The organism is Actinoplanes aureus (genome assembly GCF_015704865.1).
GTDB lineage: Bacteria > Actinomycetota > Actinomycetes > Mycobacteriales > Micromonosporaceae > Actinoplanes > Actinoplanes aureus.
Genome location: NZ_JADQTO010000008.1, coordinates 155,886 through 175,031 on the forward strand (window position 1 = coordinate 155,886; position 19,146 = coordinate 175,031).

17 protein-coding genes are annotated in these 19,146 nt (G+C 68.0%); 13 read left to right on the forward strand and 4 right to left on the reverse strand.

What is annotated here, in order from left to right; all coding sequences use genetic code 11:
* The first annotated feature begins 164 nt into the window (after window positions 1–164).
* The 10 genes from I4J89_RS19000 to I4J89_RS19045 all read left to right on the forward strand — a co-directional run bounded on the left by I4J89_RS19000 (window position 165) and on the right by I4J89_RS19045 (window position 11,474).
* A complete protein-coding gene (locus I4J89_RS19000) occupies window positions 165–1,328 on the forward strand; it encodes a branched-chain amino acid ABC transporter substrate-binding protein (RefSeq protein ID WP_196415327.1) in 1,164 nt (387 codons plus the stop codon).
* 84 nt (window positions 1,329–1,412) lie between these two features.
* Entirely contained in the window at window positions 1,413–2,363 is a 951-nt protein-coding gene (locus tag I4J89_RS19005) for a branched-chain amino acid ABC transporter permease (RefSeq protein WP_196415328.1), read from the forward strand.
* A 32-nt stretch (window positions 2,364–2,395) separates the two neighbouring features.
* Complete coding sequence (locus I4J89_RS19010) at window positions 2,396–3,463, forward strand: branched-chain amino acid ABC transporter permease (protein WP_196415479.1); 1,068 nt, start codon at window positions 2,396–2,398, stop codon at window positions 3,461–3,463.
* Window positions 3,460–4,356, forward strand: coding sequence for an ABC transporter ATP-binding protein (locus I4J89_RS19015; RefSeq protein WP_196415329.1), 897 nt, complete (start codon window positions 3,460–3,462; stop codon window positions 4,354–4,356). The genes I4J89_RS19010 and I4J89_RS19015 overlap by 4 nt, the downstream gene beginning before the upstream one ends.
* Entirely contained in the window at window positions 4,346–5,056 is a 711-nt protein-coding gene (locus I4J89_RS19020) for an ABC transporter ATP-binding protein (protein WP_196415330.1), read from the forward strand. The genes I4J89_RS19015 and I4J89_RS19020 overlap by 11 nt, the downstream gene beginning before the upstream one ends.
* A gap of 25 nt (window positions 5,057–5,081) precedes the next feature.
* Entirely contained in the window at window positions 5,082–5,981 is a 900-nt protein-coding gene (locus tag I4J89_RS19025) for an ABC transporter substrate-binding protein (protein WP_196415331.1), read from the forward strand.
* Window positions 5,982–5,991: 10 nt separating this feature from the next.
* Window positions 5,992–7,005, forward strand: coding sequence for an amino acid ABC transporter permease (locus tag I4J89_RS19030; RefSeq protein WP_196415332.1), 1,014 nt, complete (start codon window positions 5,992–5,994; stop codon window positions 7,003–7,005).
* Window positions 7,002–7,772 (forward strand): amino acid ABC transporter ATP-binding protein, encoded by a 771-nt coding sequence (locus I4J89_RS19035; protein WP_304519421.1) that lies wholly within the window; start codon window positions 7,002–7,004, stop codon window positions 7,770–7,772. The genes I4J89_RS19030 and I4J89_RS19035 overlap by 4 nt, the downstream gene beginning before the upstream one ends.
* A 53-nt stretch (window positions 7,773–7,825) precedes the next feature.
* Window positions 7,826–10,516 carry a DNA polymerase I gene (gene polA / locus I4J89_RS19040; RefSeq protein ID WP_196415333.1) on the forward strand — a complete coding sequence of 897 codons (2,691 nt, stop codon included), beginning with the start codon at window positions 7,826–7,828 and terminating at the stop codon, window positions 10,514–10,516.
* Between the two features lie 655 nt (window positions 10,517–11,171).
* Window positions 11,172–11,474 (forward strand): ArsR/SmtB family transcription factor, encoded by a 303-nt coding sequence (locus I4J89_RS19045; protein ID WP_196415334.1) that lies wholly within the window; start codon window positions 11,172–11,174, stop codon window positions 11,472–11,474.
* Here I4J89_RS19045 and I4J89_RS19050 read toward each other — a convergent pair.
* Genes I4J89_RS19050 through I4J89_RS19060 form a run of 3 tightly spaced genes read right to left on the reverse strand, consistent with a single transcriptional unit; the run spans window position 11,464 to window position 12,845 of the window.
* On the reverse strand, window positions 11,464–11,793 hold the full coding sequence (locus tag I4J89_RS19050) for a DUF3140 domain-containing protein (protein ID WP_196415335.1): 330 nt from the start codon (window positions 11,791–11,793) through the stop codon (window positions 11,464–11,466). The genes I4J89_RS19045 and I4J89_RS19050 overlap by 11 nt on opposite strands.
* Window positions 11,786–12,004: a hypervirulence associated TUDOR domain-containing protein gene (locus tag I4J89_RS19055; protein ID WP_196415336.1), complete on the reverse strand. Its 219-nt coding sequence runs from the start codon at window positions 12,002–12,004 to the stop codon at window positions 11,786–11,788. Before I4J89_RS19055 ends, I4J89_RS19050 begins: the two co-directional genes overlap by 8 nt.
* A 22-nt stretch (window positions 12,005–12,026) precedes the next feature.
* Window positions 12,027–12,845, reverse strand: coding sequence for a class I SAM-dependent methyltransferase (locus I4J89_RS19060; protein WP_196415337.1), 819 nt, complete (start codon window positions 12,843–12,845; stop codon window positions 12,027–12,029).
* Window positions 12,846–13,041: 196 nt separating this feature from the next.
* Here I4J89_RS19060 and rpsA point away from each other — a divergent pair, with 196 nt between their 5' ends.
* From rpsA to uvrB, 3 genes are all read left to right on the forward strand, one after another.
* Window positions 13,042–14,682 (forward strand): 30S ribosomal protein S1, encoded by a 1,641-nt coding sequence (gene rpsA, locus I4J89_RS19065; RefSeq protein WP_196415481.1) that lies wholly within the window; start codon window positions 13,042–13,044, stop codon window positions 14,680–14,682.
* 136 nt (window positions 14,683–14,818) lie between these two features.
* Window positions 14,819–16,012 carry a dephospho-CoA kinase gene (coaE, locus tag I4J89_RS19070; RefSeq protein WP_196415338.1) on the forward strand — a complete coding sequence of 398 codons (1,194 nt, stop codon included), beginning with the start codon at window positions 14,819–14,821 and terminating at the stop codon, window positions 16,010–16,012.
* A 262-nt stretch (window positions 16,013–16,274) separates the two neighbouring features.
* The gene (gene uvrB, locus I4J89_RS19075) at window positions 16,275–18,392 is read left to right on the forward strand and encodes an excinuclease ABC subunit UvrB (protein WP_196415339.1); all 2,118 of its coding nucleotides are present in this window, start codon (window positions 16,275–16,277) and stop codon (window positions 18,390–18,392) included.
* Between the two features lie 263 nt (window positions 18,393–18,655).
* Here uvrB and I4J89_RS19080 read toward each other — a convergent pair whose 3' ends face one another.
* Window positions 18,656–18,988 carry an antibiotic biosynthesis monooxygenase family protein gene (locus I4J89_RS19080; protein WP_196415340.1) on the reverse strand — a complete coding sequence of 111 codons (333 nt, stop codon included), beginning with the start codon at window positions 18,986–18,988 and terminating at the stop codon, window positions 18,656–18,658.
* Between the last annotated feature and the right edge of the window lie 158 nt (window positions 18,989–19,146).

The window sequence follows — 19,146 nt, forward strand, 5'->3', positions numbered from 1 at the left end:
CGGCACGTAACGGTTCGGTGAAAGCCCGTTTGAACTCTACCTACCTGTGACTCTCCTGGGATAGCGTCCGGCCCCATGACGGGCTGAGTGCGCGTGATGTGGGACGCAAGTGCCAATCAGCGCATGGTGGCCCGGTGGGTTCGGTATGGAGGAGGGTTCCAACCTTGAGGCAGGTTCTCGCGCGAGCGATCGGCGGAGTGGCCATCATCGGGCTGCTGGCCGGTTCGGCAGCTTGTAATAAGGATACGAGCAGCGATACGGCGACGGGTTCGAACTGCGGCTACAAGCTTGCGTTCTTCGGCGCGCTCACCGGTTCGGCCGCCAACCTGGGTGTCAACATCTCGCAGGGCTTCGAGCTCGCGATCAACCAGTACAACGAGAAGAAGGGGTCGACCTGTATCGAGGTCGCCAAATTCGACTCGCAGGGCGCGGCTGAGGTGGCTCCGGGTGTGGCCCGTAGCCTGGTGGCGGACAAGAAGATCATCGGCATTGTGGGCCCGCCGTTCTCCGGTGAGTCGGAGGCGGCCATGCCGATCTTCGACGAAGCCGGCATCCCGGCCGTCTCGCCGTCGGCGACCCGGGTTTCGCTGTCGTCGAAGGGGTGGAAGGTCTTCCACCGCGCGGTGGCGAACGACGACGCGCAGGGCCCGGCGGCCGCTGCGTACATCAAGGACACGCTGAAGGCCGAGAAGGTCTTCGTGGCCGACGACCAGTCCGCGTACGGTGCCGGCCTGGCCGACGTGGTCAAGTCCAAGCTGGGCGCCGCGGTGGTGGCCAGCGACAAGACCGAGGGTGACGGCAAGCAGGCCGACTTCTCGGCGCTGGTGCAGAAGGTTCAGTCGAGCGGCGCGACCGCGCTGTTCTACGGCGGTTACTACACGAACGCCGGTCTGATCCGTAAGCAGCTGACCTCGGCCGGCTGGAAGGGCGTGCTGCTCGGCGGCGACGGCATGAAGGACCCGGGTCTGTCCAAGGCGGCCGGTAACGCCTCCGCGGCCGGCACGATCGTGACCTGCCCCTGCTCGCCGCCGGAGGCAGCGGGCGACGAGTTCAACACCGCCTTCAAGACCAAGTGGGGCGTTCCGGCCGGTACCTACTCGGACGTGGCGTACGACGCGGCGAACATCTTCCTGCAGGGCATCGAGGCGGGCAACACGACGCACGAGAAGCTCAACGAGTACCTGTCGACCGTGAACTACAAGGGCATCGCGAACACCTACAAGTTCACCTCGACCGGCGAGCTGGACCCGACGCTGATCAAGGTGTGGGCGTTCAAGTTCAACGAAGCCGGCGAGAACGTGGCGGACCAGGAGATCAAGATTTCCTGACCGTTCGGCGGTAACTCTTTGTGAAGGGCCGGTGTGGCCGGATGATCTCCGGCCACACCGACCTCGTCGTTTTGGAGCCCTCTTGTGAATTTTTCCGGTCTGATTCAAGATTTCGGGCCGCTGACGATCGCCGGCCTTACACAGGGCGCAATCATCGCCTTGTTCGCTCTGGGCTACACCCTGGTCTACGGCGTCCTTCGGCTGATCAACTTCGCGCACTCCGAGGTCTTCCTCGTCGGCACATATGCCTGTCTCATCGTCTGGGGTTTCTTCGGCCTCGACCAGAACTCGGCGACGCCCGGGATGGGCGCGGTGATCGGGTATCTGCTTATCGGCCTGGTGGCCGCGATTCTCATCTCCGGCGTCACGGCGCTCGCCGTCGAGGTGGTGGCGTACCGGCCGCTGCGCCGGCGTAACGCGCCCCCGCTGGCGTTCCTGATCACCGCGATCGGTGCCTCGCTCTTCATCTCCGAGGTCGTCGGCGTTCTCACCCACCGCAACCAGCGTGGCGTGCCGAACCTGATCCGGCCGACGGACGTCCTGGTCATCGGCAACATGCACATCACGAACCTGCAGATCCTCATCATCGGCCTGGCGCTGGTGAGCATGTTCGCGCTGGACCAGTTCATCAACCGGTCCCGGCTGGGCCGCGGCATCCGCGCGGTGGCGCAGAACCCGGACGCGGCCGCCCTGATGGGCGTCAACAAATCCCGCGTCATCATGCTGGTCTTCCTGGTCGGCGGCCTGATGGCCGGTATCGCCGCGGTGATGTACGACCTGAAGATCGGTGTCACCCGGTTCGACGCCGGCTTCATCCTCGGCATCGAGGCGTTCACGGCCGCTGTTCTCGGCGGTATCGGCAACCTGCGCGGTGCGCTGCTGGGCGGCCTGCTGCTCGGCCTGGTGCAGGTCTACGCGGCGAGCCTGCTCGGCTCGGAGTGGCTGCGTGCGGCGGCGTTCATCATCCTGGTGCTGATCCTGCTGTTCCGCCCGACCGGCCTGTTGGGTGAGTCTCTGGGGAGGGCCCGCGCATGAGCACGGCCAATGGAAAGACGAACGGCCGCGCGATGCGGGGCCTGTTCGGCCGGCAGCCCGTGGCGGTCCGCGTGTTGGTCATGGTGCTGGTCGCCGTGGCGGCCTACATGCTGCCGTACGTGGGCTCCATCCCGCTGATCGGGCCGCAGATCATCACGCAGGGCATCGACTGGCCCAGCGCGCTGTTCAACATGTCGTACTACGTGCTGCTGGCACTCGGGCTGAACGTGGTGGTCGGCTACGCCGGTCTGCTCGACCTCGGGTACGTCGGCTTCTTCGCCGTCGGTGCGTACTGCACAGCGCTGCTGACCTCTCCGGACAGCATCCTGAAGACGGAGTGGGCGTGGCTCTACTCGATTCCGATCGCGCTGGCCATCACCATGGTGGCGGGCGTCTTGCTGGGTTGGCCGACGCTGCGATTGCGCGGTGACTATCTGGCGATCGTGACGCTCGGCTTCGCCGAGATCATCCGAATCGTGGCGACGAGTACCGACATCCTCCGTGGTGAGCGCGGCTTCAGCAGCATCCCGCACCCGCCCGGCGAGGGCACGGACGGCAAGCCGATCTTCGGCGTGGCCGACGCCACCCCGTACTTCTGGCTCGGTCTCACCGTGATCATCCTGGTCATCCTGGGTGTGCGTAACCTGGACCGCAGCCGGGTCGGCCGGTCCTGGCTGGCGATCCGGGAGGACGAGGAAGCCGCCGAGATCATGGGCGTGCGGACCTTCAAGTACAAGTTGTGGGCGTTCGCCATCGGCGCGTTCATCGGCGCCCTGGGCGGCACGATCTGGGCCGGCAACCAGAACTTCATCAACTCGGCGACGTTCCAGTTGCAGTTCTCGATCCTGGTGCTGGCGGGTGTGGTGATGGGTGGCTCGGGCAACATCGCCGGCGCGATCCTCGGCGGCGCCTTGATCTCCTACATCCCGGACCGCCTGCGTGGCATCGAGGCCGGCGGCGTCGACCTGTACGAGTACCGGTTCGCGATCTTCGGCTTCGCCATTATCTTGATCATGGTGCTGCGGCCGCAGGGTCTGATACCGAGCCGGCGACGCGCGATGGAGCTGAAGGACCGGGAGAAGGAGGTGGCTCCGCAATGAGCGAGCCGCACATCGAGACTCCGGAGCAGTTGGACGAGGCGAACGCCCGCCGGGCGGACGTGCCGATCCCGACCGGTCCGGCAACGGAGGAGGAGCCGCGATCCGGGCGGCCGGCCGATCCCGACGCCCTGCTCGAGGTCGACGACGTGACACTGAGGTTCGGCGGCGTCGTCGCGCTCAACAGCGTCAGTTTCACGCTCCGCAAGGGCGAGATCTTCGGGCTGATCGGCCCGAACGGTGCGGGCAAGACGACCTGCTTCAACGCGATCACGGGCGTGTACCGGCCGACGAGCGGTGGGATCCGCTTCCAGGGCGAGTCGCTCGTCGGCAAGAAGCGGCACCAGATCACCACTTCCGGTATCGCGCGTACGTTCCAGAACGTGCGGCTCTTCCCGGAGATGACCGCGCTGGAGAACGTGATGGTGGGTGCGGACGCCCACCACAAGACCAGCGTGATCAGCGCGCTGTTCCGTCTCCCGCGGCACTGGCGCGAGGAGCGCACCGGGCGGGCCCGCTCCCTGGAGCTGCTGCGCTTCGTGGGCATCGAGCACCGGGCCGGCGAGGTGAGCCGTAACCTCGCCTACGGTGAGCAGCGCCGTCTGGAGATCGCCCGTGCGCTGGCGACCAACCCGACCCTGCTCTGCCTGGACGAGCCGGCCGCCGGCTTCAACCCGGCGGAGAAGGTCGATCTCCTCAACCTGATCAAGAAGATCCGCGACACCGGAGTGACGGTCCTGCTGATCGAGCACGACATGCGCCTGGTGATGGGGGTGACCGACCGGATCGTGGTGCTGGAGTTCGGCAAGAAGATCGCGGAGGGCACGCCCGCCGAGGTGCGCGACAACCCGGCGGTCATCGCCGCCTACCTGGGGGTGCCCACCGATGCTGCTTGAGTTGCGCGACATCACCCTCCTGTACGGGCGGATCCAGGCTCTGCACGGGATCAGCCTCAACGTGGCCGAGGGTGAGATCGTGGCGCTGATCGGCGCGAACGGCGCCGGCAAGTCGACCACGATGCGGGCGATCTCGGGTCTGCGGCCGATCGCCCAGGGCTCGATCCACTTCGACGGTGAAGAGATCACCAAGATGCGCGCCGACCTGCGGGTGGTGCGCGGTGTGTCTCAGTCGCCGGAGGGCCGGGGCGTCTTCCCGGGCATGACGGTCCGGGAGAACCTCGAGATGGGTGCGTACACGCGACGCAACCGCTCGGAGATCAACGAGGACATGGAGCGGGCGTTCACCCTCTTCCCTCGGCTCAAGGAGCGCGAGAAGCAGGTCGGCGGCACGCTCTCCGGTGGTGAGCAGCAGATGCTCGCCGTCGGGCGCGCGCTGATGAGCCGGCCGAAGCTGCTCCTGCTCGACGAGCCGTCGATGGGTCTGGCACCGATGCTGATCCAGCAGATCTTTGACATCATCGTCGAGATCAACCAGCAGGGCACAACCGTGCTGCTGGTGGAACAAAACGCACAACAGGCGCTGTCGCGGGCGCACCGCGCGTACGTTCTGGAGACCGGCCGGATCGTCAAGCAGGGCACCGGCCAGGAACTGTTGCACGACCCCGCGGTGAAGGACGCGTACCTCGGCGTCGCCTAACTTCGCTTACCCCTAGGAGTACCCCATGTTCCGCACCACCCCCGGCCGGCGGGCGATCCTCGGCCTGGCCGTCGCGGCGGCGATGACCGTGTCACTGTCCGCCTGCGGCGAGGAGTCCGATTCCGGCTCCACTGAACCGGCGACCCAGACCTCCGCTGACACGTCTCTGGCCGACAAGGTCCCGGCCGATATCAAGGCCAAGGGCACCCTGGTGATCGGCAGCGACTCGACGTACGCGCCGAACGAGTTCCTGGACGCCGACGGCAAGACCATCATCGGTTTCGACGTCGACCTGTTCAACGCGGTCGCCGCGAAGCTCAACCTGAAGACGGAGTGGCAGACCGCCACCTTCGACAGCATCATCCCCGGCGTGACCAGCGGGAAGTACGACGTCGGCGTCTCCTCGTTCACGATCAACGAGGAGCGGATGAAGGAGGTCAACATGATCTCCTACTTCTCGGCCGGCACCCAGTGGGCGGCCAAGACCGGCGCCACCGTCAACCCGGACGACGCCTGCGGCAAGAAGATCGCGGTGCAGACCGCCACGGTTCAGGTCGACGACCTGACCGCCCGGTCGAAGAAGTGCACCGACGCCGGCAAGCCGGAGATCACGATCGACCAGTACCAGGCCCAGTCGGACGCCACCAACGCCGTGGTGACCGGCAAGGACGAGGCGATGCTCGCCGACTCCCCGATCGTGGCGTACGCGGTGAAGCAGACCAACGGTCAGCTCGCCCTGCTCGGCGACATCTACGACTCGGCGCCGTACGGCTACGCGGTCGGCAAGGACAAGACCGAGTTCGCCAATGTGATCTCGGAGGCGGTCAACGCGGTGATCGCCGACGGCTCGTACAAGACCGCCCTCGCGAAGTGGGGCGTGGAGGCCGGCTCGGTCACCACCTCCGCGGTGAACCCGAAGGCATGAGCCGTCCGGCATGACGGATCAGCAAACAACCGAACGGGCACGGCCTGAACCGATCAAGGCCGTGCCCGTACGGCACCCTGGTAGATGGGTTGCCATCGTCGTCCTCGCGGTGCTCACCGCGATGTTCCTGCACATGCTCCTCACCAACGAGGGTTTCCGCTGGTCGTTCATCTTCGTCTCGTACGAAGAGGGCAAGCGCGGCGTGATGTTCACCGAGCCGGTTCTCGAGGGCCTGCGGGGCACGCTCCTGCTGACGGTCTTCTCGATGCTCATCGGCGTGGTGCTCGGTGTCGTCGTGGCGATCATGCGGCTCTCGCCGAACAAGATCCTTTCTTCGGTGGCGTGGCTCTACACCTGGTTCTTCCGGGCCGCGCCGCGGCTGGTGCTCGCCGTGGTGTTCGGAAACCTGAACGTCCTGTGGAGCCGGGTCGGTTTCGGCCTGCCGTTCGACAAGCAGATCGGTGCCCTGTTCGGCATCGACAACTTCAACGGCCAGATCTGGAGCATCGAGTCCAAGGATTTGCTGGCCGGCTTCGTGGCCGCGATGCTCGCGCTCGGCCTGTCCGAGGCCGCGTACATGGCGGAGATCGTCCGGGCCGGCATCCAGTCCATCGACGAGGGGCAGCCCGAAGCAGCGGTGGCGCTGGGCATGTCCCGCGGTCAGGTTTTGCGTCGCATCGTGCTACCGCAGGCGATGCGGGTGATCGTGCCGCCCACTGGCAACGAGGTCATCGCCATGTTGAAGGACACCTCGGTGGTGGCGTTCGTGCCGGTCACCGCGGAGCTCTTCTTCCAGCTCCGGGCCGTGTCGGCGCGGACGTTCGTGGTCCTGCCGGTTCTGATCGCCGCGCTGATCTGGTACCTGATCCTGTGCAGCATCCTGATGGTCGGCCAGTACTTCCTGGAGCGGCACTTCGGCAAGGGCTACGGCGCGGCGGGCCGCGCCCGCATGCGCCTGCAGACGATTCAGGCCGAGCAGGGCGGCGTGGGCGCGGGCGGCGCGGGCCTGGGAGGGACGACATGACCGAAATCCCGGTGATGGTACGCGCGGACAACGTCCACAAGTCCTTCGGTTCGCTCGAGGTCCTCAAAGGTGTCGACCTCACCGTGGCCAGTGGCGAGGTGGCCTGTGTGCTTGGCCCGTCCGGCTCCGGCAAGTCGACGTTCCTGCGCTGCATCAACCACCTCGAGAAGATCAACGCCGGCCGGATCGAGGTCGACGGCGATCTGGTCGGCTACCGCGAACGCGGCGGCAAACTGCACGAGATGGGGGAGCGGGACGTCGCCCGTCAACGCCAGTCGATCGGCATGGTCTTCCAGCGCTTCAATCTCTTCCCGCACATGACGGTGCTGCAGAACGTCATGGAGGCGCCCTGCCGGGTCAAACGGGAGAACAAGGCGGAGGTACGCGACCGCTCGCGCGCGCTCCTCGAGCGGGTGGGTCTCAGCGACAAGGTCGACAACTATCCCGGTCAGCTCTCCGGCGGCCAGCAGCAGCGGGTCGCGATCGCCCGGGCGCTGGCGATGCGGCCCAAGCTGATGCTCTTCGACGAGCCGACCAGCGCGCTCGACCCGGAGCTGGTCGGTGAGGTCCTGGACGTCATGAAGGACCTCGCCAGGGAGGGCATGACCATGATCGTGGTGACCCACGAGATCGGTTTCGCCCGGGAAGTCGCCGACAACGTCGTCTTCATGGACGGCGGCGTCGTCGTCGAACAGGGCCCGCCGAACGAGATCATCGCCAATCCGCAGCAGGAGCGCACCAAGGCATTCCTCAGCAAGGTGCTGTAGAGCGGGCGGGGCGGTCAGCGAAGTTGTCACACCCCGGGACTAGAGTTCCGGACGTGAGCGACGACGCCCAGACCCCCCGCCTGCTGCTGCTCGACGGCCACTCACTGGCCTACCGGGCCTTCTTCGCGCTGCCGGTGGAAAATTTCAGCACCCAGACCGGCCAGCCGACCAACGCGGTGTTCGGCTTCACGTCGATGCTCATCAACATGCTGCGCGACGAGAAGCCGACACACATCGTCGTGGCCTTCGACGTCTCCCGGGTCTCCTTCCGCACCGAGAAATACGCGGATTACAAGGCCGGCCGGTCCGAGACGCCAAAGCCGTTCCAGGGTCAGGTCAGCCTGATCAAGGAGGTGCTGGAGGCGCTGCGCATCCCGGTGGTGGAGAAGCCGGGCTATGAGGCCGACGACGTGATCGGCACCCTCGCCACCCAGGCGCGGGAGGCCGGCATGGAGGTCGTCATCTCCACCGGTGACCGCGACGCCTTCCAGCTCGCCACCGAGCACGTCACGATCCTCTATCCGGTGCGCGGTGTCTCCGAGGTCTGGCGGATGACCCCGGAGGCGATCGAGGCGAAATACTTCGTGCCGCCGGCGCGCTATCGGGACAAGGCCGCGCTGGTCGGTGAGACCAGCGACAACCTGCCCGGCGTGCCCGGTGTCGGCGACAAGACCGCCGCCAAGTGGATCAACGAGTTCGGCGGGCTCGACGGCATCGTCGCCAACGTCGACAAGATCAAGGGCAAGGCGGGGGAGAGCCTGCGGGCCCACCTGGCCAACGTGCTGCGCAACTACGAGATCAACGCTCTGGTCTGTGACCTGGAGCTGCCGCTGCGCCCCGAGGACGTGCGCTGGCAGGGCTGGGATCGCGAGGCGGTGCACAGCGTCTTCGACGCGCTGGAGTTCCGGGTGCTGCGCGAAAGGCTGTATTCGTACCTGGAGGCGGTCGAGCCCGAGGCCGAGTCCGGCTTCGACATCGAGGGCCGCGTCCTGCGGTCCGGTGAGGTGGCCGGCTGGCTTCAGGAGCACGCCGCCCTGGCCCCGGTCGGCGTCGCCGTCACCGGCACGTTCGGCCGCGGCACCGGCACCCTGACCGGCGTCGCCGTCGCCACCGGTGACGGCCCGGCCGCCTGGTTCGACCCGAGCACCCTCGATGAGGACGACGAGCGGGCCGTCGCCGCTTGGCTCGCCGAGCCCACCCGGCCCAAGGTGGTCCACGACTCCAAGCCGGCGATGCTCGCCTTCCAGGCGCACGGCTGGCAGCTCGCCGGCATCACCGTCGACACCGCCCTCGCCGCCTACCTGGCCAAGCCCGACCAGCGGGCCTACGACCTGACCGACCTGGCTCTGCGCTACCTGAAGCGCGAGTTGCGGGTCGAGGAGCCGGACAACGGCCAGCTCACCCTCGACGGCCTCGGTGACCAGGGTGCCGCCGAGGAGGGTGTGATGCTCCGCGCCCGCGCCACCCTCGACCTGGCCGATGTGCTCATCGCCGAGCTGTCCCGCGACGGCGGCGAGTCCCAGCGCCTGCTCGCCGAGGTGGAGCAGCCGCTGTCGGTGGTCCTCGCCGAGATGGAGCGGCGCGGCATCGCCGCCGACACCGACTACCTGTCCGAGCTGGAGGCGCACTTCGCCGCCGAGGTGAAGGCGGCGCAGCAGGCGGCACACGAGGTCGTCGGCCGCGAGTTCAACCTCGGCTCGCCCAAGCAGCTTCAGGAGATCCTCTTCGTCGAGCGCGGCCTGCCCAAGACCAAGAAGATCAAGTCTGGTTACACGACCGACGCCGACGCCCTGCAGAACCTCTTCGCCCAGACCGGCGACCCGGTCCTGGAGCACCTGCTGCGCCACCGCGACGTGGCGAAGCTGAAGTCGACGGTCGACGGCCTGCTCAAGTCGGTCTCCGACGACGGCCGGATCCACACCACGTTCAACCAGACCGTCGCCGCCACCGGCCGGCTCTCGTCCACCGATCCGAACCTGCAGAACATCCCGATCCGCACCGAGGAGGGCCGGCGGATCCGTCGCGCCTTCATCGTCGGTCCCGGGTTCGACCAGCTGATGACGGCCGACTACAGCCAGATCGAGATGCGCATCATGGCGCACCTCTCCGGCGACGAGGCGTTGATCGCCGCCTTCAACTCCGGCGCCGACTTCCACGCCGCCACCGCGTCGTCGGTCTTCCACGTCGGCCTCACCGAGGTCACCCCCGACCAGCGCCGCAAGATCAAGGCGATGAACTACGGCTTGGCGTACGGGTTGAGCGCCTTCGGCCTCTCCAACCAGCTGAGCATCTCCACCGACGAGGCGCGCGGCCTGATGACGGAGTATTTCGAACGGTTCGGCGGAGTGCGCGACTACCTGCAGGACGTGGTCCGCAAGGCCGGCCAGGACGGCTACACCGCCACCATCCTCGGCCGCCGCCGCTACCTGCCCGACCTGATCAGCGACAACCGGCAGCGCCGCGAGATGGCCGAGCGGATGGCGCTCAACGCCCCGATCCAGGGCTCCGCCGCCGACATTATCAAGATCGCGATGCTCCGGGTCGACGAGGCGCTGAAGGCCTCCGGCCTGGCCTCGAGCATGCTGCTCCAGGTCCACGACGAGCTGGTCTTCGAGGTCGCACCCGGCGAGATGGAGTCTCTCGAGGCGCTCGTCCGCCGCGAGATGGGCGGCGCCTACCCGCTCTCCGTCCCGCTCGAGGTCTCCGTCGGCACCGGCCGCGACTGGAACGGCGCCGACCACTGACCCCACCGCCGCCGGCCCGGCCGGCGGCGCTCAGCCGCCGCTTTCGCCGGCGCGGCCGACAAACCTCGGCCGCCGCTTTCGCCGGCGCGGCCGACAAACCTCGGCCGCGCCGCACACTCTTCCGGGTGGCTCCGTCGCACCTTCTACTCCGATCTGCCACCCTGGTCCGATGCCAAACCGATCGATGCCGATGAACCCCGTCGCCGCGGTCGCAACCGGCCCAGCCATCCGGCCCCCTGCCGGCACCCTCCCACCATCCACGGCCCCCGTACCCGCCGAGCCCGCTGTGTCGCGTCCGCCCGGCTTGCCCGTTGCGCCGCCACCGCGTGCGGCTGGTTCTTCCGTCGCGCCCCCGTGCGCGTCCGCCGCCGAGCCCGCTGTGCCGCGTCCGGCCGGTGCCTCGCCCGCTGCGCTGCGACCTGCCGGCGTCTTGCCCGTCGCGCGAGATGCGGCCGCCGGGTCGCTGGCTGCGCCGCGTGCGGCTGGCTCCTCCGTTGTGCCGCCGGGTGCGGCCGATTTTCCCGTTGCGCCGCCGCGCGCGGCCGGCGTGCTCGCTGGGCCGCGCCCGGCCGCAGGCTCACCCAGTGCCGGCTCACCCAATGCCGGCTCACTCAATGCCACCTCGGCCGAGGCCCGCGCGCTCGTCGACGGCCCCTTGGAAGCCGCGCGAGCCGGTTCTCTGGCCGTCGTCTTCAAGGCACTCGGTGACCCGGTCCGGCTGCGTCTGCTCTCGATGATCGCTTCGGCCGAAGCCGGCGAGGTCTGCGTCTGTGACCTCAACGCGGCGTTCTCCCTGACCGGCCCCACGATCTCGCATCACCTGCGCACACTGCGCGAAGCCGGCCTGGTCGACTCCGTCCGCCGCGGCACCTGGGTCTACTACCGGCCCGTCCCCGCGACGCTCGCCCTGCTCGCCGGGCTGTTGGACACCGGCCGCGGGCCGGCGGCTACTTCTTGAGGGGGTCGTGGCCCCAGTTCATCAGCGAGTACCGCCAGCGGCTCTCGGCCACGTCGCCGTCCGGGCGCTGGGCCATGTGCCGGTGGACGTAGCCGACCACCTTCCGCATGTGCTTCTCGTCGGCCTCGGTGAGGTCGGCCTTTTTCTTCCCGAGGATCGTGACGATCTTCCGGCCGGAGTCGTGGCCGACCGACTCGGCACCTGCGGACGACTTCTGGCCGACGTCGCGGGACTCCTCGCTGCCCAGCCAGTCGCGCAGCTCGGCGGACGTCATGTTCACGGCGTCGCGGAACTCGGCGTACACGTCGGTGTCAGCCATGCCGGAGAGCCTCCGGCTTGTGCACCGCCTCGCGCCCGGTCTTGTCGCTCTTGACCTTGTACTGCGGCTCCTCCGGGGAGGCGGCGACGGTCCGTCCGGCGGCTTCGGTCCGTTTGGTGATCTTCTGCTGAACGGTGCCGCGGACCGTCTCCCCGTGGCTGCGCCAGCTCACCTTGTCGCCCTTTTTCGGGCTTTTCTTGGCACTGGTCATGCTGCCTCGATACCCCGCCGGGTCATGAAGAAACGGCTGGCAGGTGGCACACGAAGATCGCCGTGCCGGGGAAGAGCCGCCCCCGCAGCGGACTCCACTGTCCCCACACCTGCTCGTGACCCTCCGGCCATTCCGGCTCGACCAGATCACGCAGCACGAAGCCCGCCGCCACCAGTTCCCGTACCCGGTCGCCGACGGTGCGGTGCTGTTCCAGATAGGTGACCCGGCCGGACTCGTCGCGTTCGACGTACGGCGAGCGGTCGAAGTACGAGTTGCGCACCAGCAGCCCGCTCTCGTCCGGCTCGTCCCAGAAGACCCAGCGCATCGGATGAGTGACCGAGAACACCCAGCTTCCGCCGGGCCGCAGCACGCGAGCCACCTCACGCATCGCGGCGGCCGAGTCGGCGACGAACGGGATGGCGCCGAAGGCGGTGCACACGATGTCGAACGAGTCCGCCCGGAACGGCAGGGCCAGCGCGTCGGCCTGGATCAGCGGTACCCGTACCCCGCTGCGTCTGGCCGCGTCGCTCGCATGCCGCAGCATGCCCGCGGAGAGATCCATGGCGACCGGACGGGCGCCCTCGCGGCGCAGCCACCGCGAGGCTGCCGCGGCGCCGGCACCCAATTCCAAGATCGATTTGCCCTGTACGTCGCCGAGCAGGCGCACATCGTCTTCCCGGAGCCGTTCGGGGCACCAGACGAAGTCGACGTCACCCAGGAACGCGCCGTGTTCGCCCTGGTAGTCGTCGGCGTCGAGATCCCACCAGGCGCGGTTGGCGTGACGTGCCTCGGTTTCGGTCACACGTCGTGGAGAGGTCTCTGAGGTGGGGATCTGGGTCACTCGGCAACGGTACGACAGGCGTGTCAGTCGCCCTGATTCGGTTCAAAACGGGCATGCTGACGGGTTCGGCCGGAACAATATGCCGCGGTCCTCAGGAGGGCTTGCAACCTGTGGTAATGCGCACGGTAAGCTAGTCGATGCGCTCGCGGATCGTGTGCCTCGGCAGGGAGCAGGCTCCGTGGTCGCCGGTCTCGGCATGTTCGACTGCGTTGATCAGACTGCTCTCGGGTTGGTCGTCCTCGTTCGCTCGTGCCGCTTCCGGTGGCAGTTCCGTCGGGCGCGAGAGACACCACGACACCATCCGTTCGGAGCAACTGTCCACATGACGAGCAGCATCGAGGCCACCTCGAGCGCCAACAAGGTCACCGTCGACGACCTCGGCTCGGAGGAAGCTTTCCTCGCAGCCATCGACGAGACCATCAAGTACTTCAACGACGGCGACATTGTCGAAGGCACCGTCGTCAAGGTCGATCGGGACGAGGTCCTGCTCGACATCGGCTACAAGACCGAGGGTGTCATCCCCTCTCGTGAGTTGTCGATCAAGCATGACGTGGACCCCGCGGAAGTGGTGTCGGTCGGTGACCACATCGAAGCCCTTGTCCTCACGAAGGAGGACAAGGAAGGCCGTCTGATCCTCTCGAAGAAGCGCGCTCAGTACGAGCGTGCTTGGGGCACCATCGAGAAGATCAAGGAGGACGACGGCGTCGTCCGCGGCTCGGTCATCGAGGTCGTCAAGGGTGGTCTCATCCTCGACATCGGCCTCCGTGGCTTCCTGCCGGCCTCCCTGGTCGAGATGCGTCGTGTCCGCGACCTCCAGCCGTATGTCGGTCGCGAGCTCGAGGCCAAGATCATCGAGCTGGACAAGAACCGCAACAACGTGGTTCTGTCCCGCCGGGCCTGGCTCGAGCAGACGCAGTCCGAGGTTCGCACCGAGTTCCTCAACAAGCTCCAGAAGGGCCAGGTCCGCAAGGGCGTCGTGTCCTCGATCGTCAACTTCGGTGCCTTCGTGGACCTGGGTGGCGTGGACGGTCTGGTGCACGTCTCGGAGCTCTCCTGGAAGCACATCGACCACCCGTCCGAGGTTGTCGAGGTCGGCCAGGAGGTCGAGGTCGAAGTGCTCGACGTCGACCTGGACCGCGAGCGCGTCTCGCTGTCGCTGAAGGCGACGCAGGAGGACCCGTGGCGTCAGTTCGCCCGGACCCACGCGATCAACCAGATCGTGCCGGGTAAGGTCACCAAGCTCGTTCCGTTCGGTGCGTTCGTCCGCGTCGACGACGGCATCGAGGGCCTGGTGCACATCTCCGAGCTGGCCGAGCGCCACGTGGAGCTGCCCGAGCAGGTCGTGCAGGTCGGGTCGGACGTTCTGGTCAAGGTCATCGACATCGACCTGGAGCGCCGCCGGATCTCGCTGTCGCTCAAGCAGGCCAACGAGAACTTCGTGGAGGGCGAGGAGCACTTCGACCCCACCCTCTACGGCATGGCCGCGACGTACGACAACGAGGGCAACTACATCTACCCGGAGGGCTTCGACCCCGAGACGGGCGAGTGGCTCGAGGGCTTCGACAAGCAGCGCGAGACGTGGGAGAAGCAGTACGCCGACGCCCGCGAGCGCTGGGAGGCCCACACCAAGCAGGTTCAGGCGTCCCGCGAGGCCGACGCCGAGGCTGCGCTCAACCCGGCTCCGGCCGGCGGCGGCGTGACCTCTTCGTCGTCCTCGTCGTCGTCCTCCACGAGCTCGTCGGCCCCGGCGCGTTCGGCCGAGGAGCCGGCGGGCACCCTGGCCACCGACGAGGCGCTCGCCGCTCTGCGCGAGAAGCTGGCCGGCGGCAAGAGCTGAACCTGACGGTCACCACCGTCAGCCGGTAGTACCCCAGAAAGGCCGTCCCGACTCCGGTCGGGGCGGCCTTTCGCCCTTTTCGCACACCGGTGGCCCGGGGCCTAGGACTGATCAACCCGACCGCGATACTGGTTCCATGCTGAGGGTCGGGCTTACGGGCGGAATCGGTGCGGGGAAGAGCGCGGTCGCCCGGCGGCTCGCCGAGCGTGGTGCGGTGATCATCGACGCCGACGTGCTCGCCCGCGAGGTCGTCCGGCCGGGGACCGACGGTCTCGCGGAGATCGTCGCGCTGTTCGGGACGGGTGTCCTGAACACCGAGGGCGAGCTGGACCGGCCGGCGTTGGGCGCGAAGGTGTTCGGCGACGAGGAGGCGCGCCGCAGCCTGGAGCGGATCATTCATCCCCGGGTGCGGGCGCGGACCGCCGAGCTGACCCGGGCGGCGGCGGCCGACGCGATCGTGGTCAACGACGTGCCGCTCCTGGTCGAGGCGGGGCTCGCTTCGTCGTACCACCTGGTGATCGTGGTGATGGCCGACCGTGAGTTGCGCATCGACCGGCTGACCCGCCTGCGTGGCATGACGGCGGCGGAAGCCGCCGCCCGGATCGATGCGCAGACCGACGACGAGAGCCGGCGGGCGGCCGCCGACGTGGTCCTCACCAACGACGCCGGCCTCGACCGCCTGCACGCTCAGGTGGATCTTCTGTGGCGGGAGCGACTCGTCGAGTACGAGCGGAACCTGCGGCTACGCAGGTCTGCGGCGAAGGGCTCCGAGCTGCGCGTCGTGCCGTCCGACCCGTCCTGGCCGCAGGCGGCTGCCCGGCTGATCGCCCGGATCCGGCACGGGCTCGGTGCCGGCGGCGAGGTGCATCACATCGGCTCGACCGCGGTGCCGGGGCTGCCGGCCAAGGACATCATCGATCTGATGCTGAGCGTTCGCACGCTTGCCGAGGCGGACGGTCTCGCGGACCGGCTGGGTGCGGTCGGCTTCCCGCGTCGCTCGGGGGAGTGGGCCGACAACGCCCACGGCATCCCGGGCGGGACCTGGCCGAAGCGGTTGCACGGGTGCGCCGACCCCGGATACCGGGTGAATCTGCACGTCCGGGTGGCCGGCTCACCGGGCTGGCGGTTCGCCTTGCTGATGCGCGACCACCTGCGCGCGGTGCCCGAGGCCCGCGAGGCCTATGCCGCGGCGAAGGCGGAGCTGGCGCTGCGGCATCAGGACCGGGCGGGGTACGCCGTGGCGAAGGAACCCTGGTTCGAGGCGGAGGCGCGGGCGGCCGACGACTGGGCGGAGGCCACCGGCTGGCAGCCGCTTTCCCCGGCACAGTAAGTGGCCCTCGCGGCGGCCGGTCAGCGCTGGGCGCGACCCACCGCAGGTGCGCTCGCCGGGGCGTCCAGGGCGCATCGACCACGGTGCGGCACCACGGAGCGTCTGGCGATCCGTCGGGTGCCTGTGGGCCGCCGCGAGCGGCCTACCTGACCAGGGTAGGCGGCCCTTTCAAGGCCGGACAATGGCGATCAGCGGGGCCGAATGTGCACCCTCAGCACGCGGCTTCGAGAACTTGTCATACCCCCGACGTACGGTGGTGGGCATGGCGCTCGACATCCCACGACTCGACGGCCGGTTCGAGGTCGTCAGCGACTTTCAGCCCGCCGGTGACCAGCCTGCTGCCATCGACGATCTCGAGCGACGGGTGCGCCGCGGCGACCGCAACACCGTCCTGCTCGGCGCCACCGGTACTGGTAAGAGTGCCACCACGGCCTGGCTGATCGAGCGGCTGCAACGGCCGGCGCTGGTGATGGCACCCAACAAGACGCTCTGCGCCCAGCTGGCGAAAGAGTTCCGCGAGCTGCTGCCGAACAACGCGGTGGAGTATTTCGTCAGCTACTACGACTACTACCAGCCTGAGGCGTATATCGCGCAGACCGACACCTACATCGAGAAGGACTCCTCGGTCAACGAGGAGGTCGAGAGGCTGCGCCACTCGGCCACCATGTCGCTGCTGACCCGGCGCGACACCATCGTGGTGGCCACCGTGAGCGCCATCTACGGCCTCGGCACCCCGGCGGAGTATGTGGATCGCGCCGTCCGGGTGAAGGTCGGCGGCGAGATCGACCGCGACAAGCTGCTGCGCCGGCTCGTCGACATTCAGTACACGCGTAACGACATGGCCTTCCAGCGGGGCACCTTCCGGGTCCGCGGCGACACGCTGGAGATCATCCCGGCATATGAGGAGTTGGCCGTCCGGGTCGAGCTCTTCGGCGACGAGGTGGAGAAGCTCTACTACCTGCACCCGCTCACCGGTGAGGTGATCCGCGAGGTCGACGAGCTGATCATCTTCCCGGCGTCGCACTACGTGGCCGGGCCGGAGCGGATGGAGCGGGCGATCCGCGACATCGAGGCCGAGCTGGCCGACCGGCTCGCCGAGCTGGAGCGGCAGGGCAAGCTCCTCGAGGCGCAGCGGCTGCGGATGCGCACCACCTACGACCTCGAGATGATGCGCCAGGTCGGCTTCTGCAACGGCATCGAGAACTACTCGATGCACATGGACGGCCGGGCCTTCGGCGAGCCGTCGTACACGTTGCTCGACTACTTCCCCGACGACTTCATCACCGTCATCGACGAGTCGCACGTCACGATCCCGCAGATCGGCGGAATGTATGAGGGTGACGCCTCCCGCAAGCGGATCCTCATCGAGCACGGCTTCCGGCTGCCCAGCGCCGCCGACAACCGGCCGTTGCGCTTCGACGAGTTCCTCGAGCGGGTCGGCCAGATGGTCTTCCTCTCCGCCACTCCCGGTCCGTGGGAGATGGGACAGGCTCAGGGCGAGTTCGTCGAGCAGATCATCCGCCCCACCGGCCTGGTCGATCCGCACGTCGTCGTCAAGCCCACCAAGGGCCAGATCGACGACCTGATGCACGAGATCAAGCTGCGTACCGAGCGGGACGAGCGGGTGCTGGTCACCACGCTTACCAAGAAGATGTCCGAGGACCTCACCGACTACCTCCTGGAGAACGGTATTCGCGTGCGATACCTGCACTCCGAGGTCGATACGTTGCGCCGGGTCGAGCTGCTCAAGGAGCTGCGCAAGGGCGACTACGACGTCCTGGTCGGCATCAACCTGCTGCGCGAGGGCCTGGACCTGCCCGAGGTCTCGCTGGTGGCGATCCTGGACGCGGACAAGGAGGGCTTCCTGCGCAGCGGCCGCTCGCTGATCCAGACCATCGGCCGGGCGGCGCGAAACGTGTCCGGCGAGGTCCACATGTACGCGGACAAGATCACGCCGTCGATGCGCGACGCGATCGACGAGACCGAGCGCCGCCGGGACAAGCAGATCGCGCACAACGAGGCCAACGGCATCAAGCCGCAGGCGCTCCGCAAGAAGATCCACGACATCCTCGACGACATCTACCGGGAGGCCGAGGACACCGACTCCGTGGTCTCCGGCCCGATGGTCGGCGGCGGCGGCCGGCAGATGTCCCGCGGCAAGGCCCCGGTGCCGGAGACCCGGTCGAAGGGCAAGGCCGGCAGCGGCACGGCTCGTGCCGGCATGGCCCGGGCCGAGCTGGCCCAGCTCATCCAGGACCTCAACGACCAGATGCTGGGCGCGGCCCGGGAGCTGCAGTTCGAGCTGGCTGCGCGGATCCGCGACGAGATCTCCGAGCTGAAGAAGGAGCTGCGCGGCATGGACATGGCGGGCGTGAAGTAAGCGGCCAGCCGGGCGGCCTCCCTCTGGTAGCTCGGCCGGCGGTCCGCCGCGGATCACCCGGACCAGCCGAAGCGACGGCGGCCATGGTCTCGGCCGCACTCCCGGCCCGCTGGACTCGACGGGGCTGGCGGCCTGTGGCTGGGCTGGCGGCCGGGTGGGTTGCGGCTGGGCCGGCGGCTTGCTGGTCCCGCTTAGGCCGGCGGCCGGTGGTTGCGGCTGGGCTTGCAGCCCGGTGGATGCGTGTGGGCCTGCGCCCCGCGGGGTCAGCCGGCGAAGAAGTCGTGGTCGGCGTCGGGGCGGCTGCCGGTGTGGGCGTCGGTGAAGAATTCCGCGAGCGGTGGCTGGGCCAGCGATCCGCCGATCAGGGCGCGCCACTGGGCGAAACGTTCGGTGCGGCGGAAGTTGTGCTCGTGTGCGTCCATGCTGTCCCACTCGACCAGCAGCACGAAACGGTTCGCTGACTCGATGCCGCGCTTGAGGCGTACTGAACGGCAGCCCGGCGCGCCGGCCAGCATTGGGCGGGCCATCTGGTAGGCGGCGACGAAGTCATCCGCCCGGCCGGGAAGTACGTCGATCAGCGTGACTTCGAGAACCATGCCCGTAATCGTCCCATACGCCCTAGATGGATAGCTTACTAGGATGCTCCAGCGGATTGTGAAAGGGGCGGATCCGGCCCCCAGCCCCGGGGTTAAGCTGAGGCGCGGCGTCTTTTCGGAGGAATTGACGGCAGATGAACCGAGAGCGGTCGGTAGTT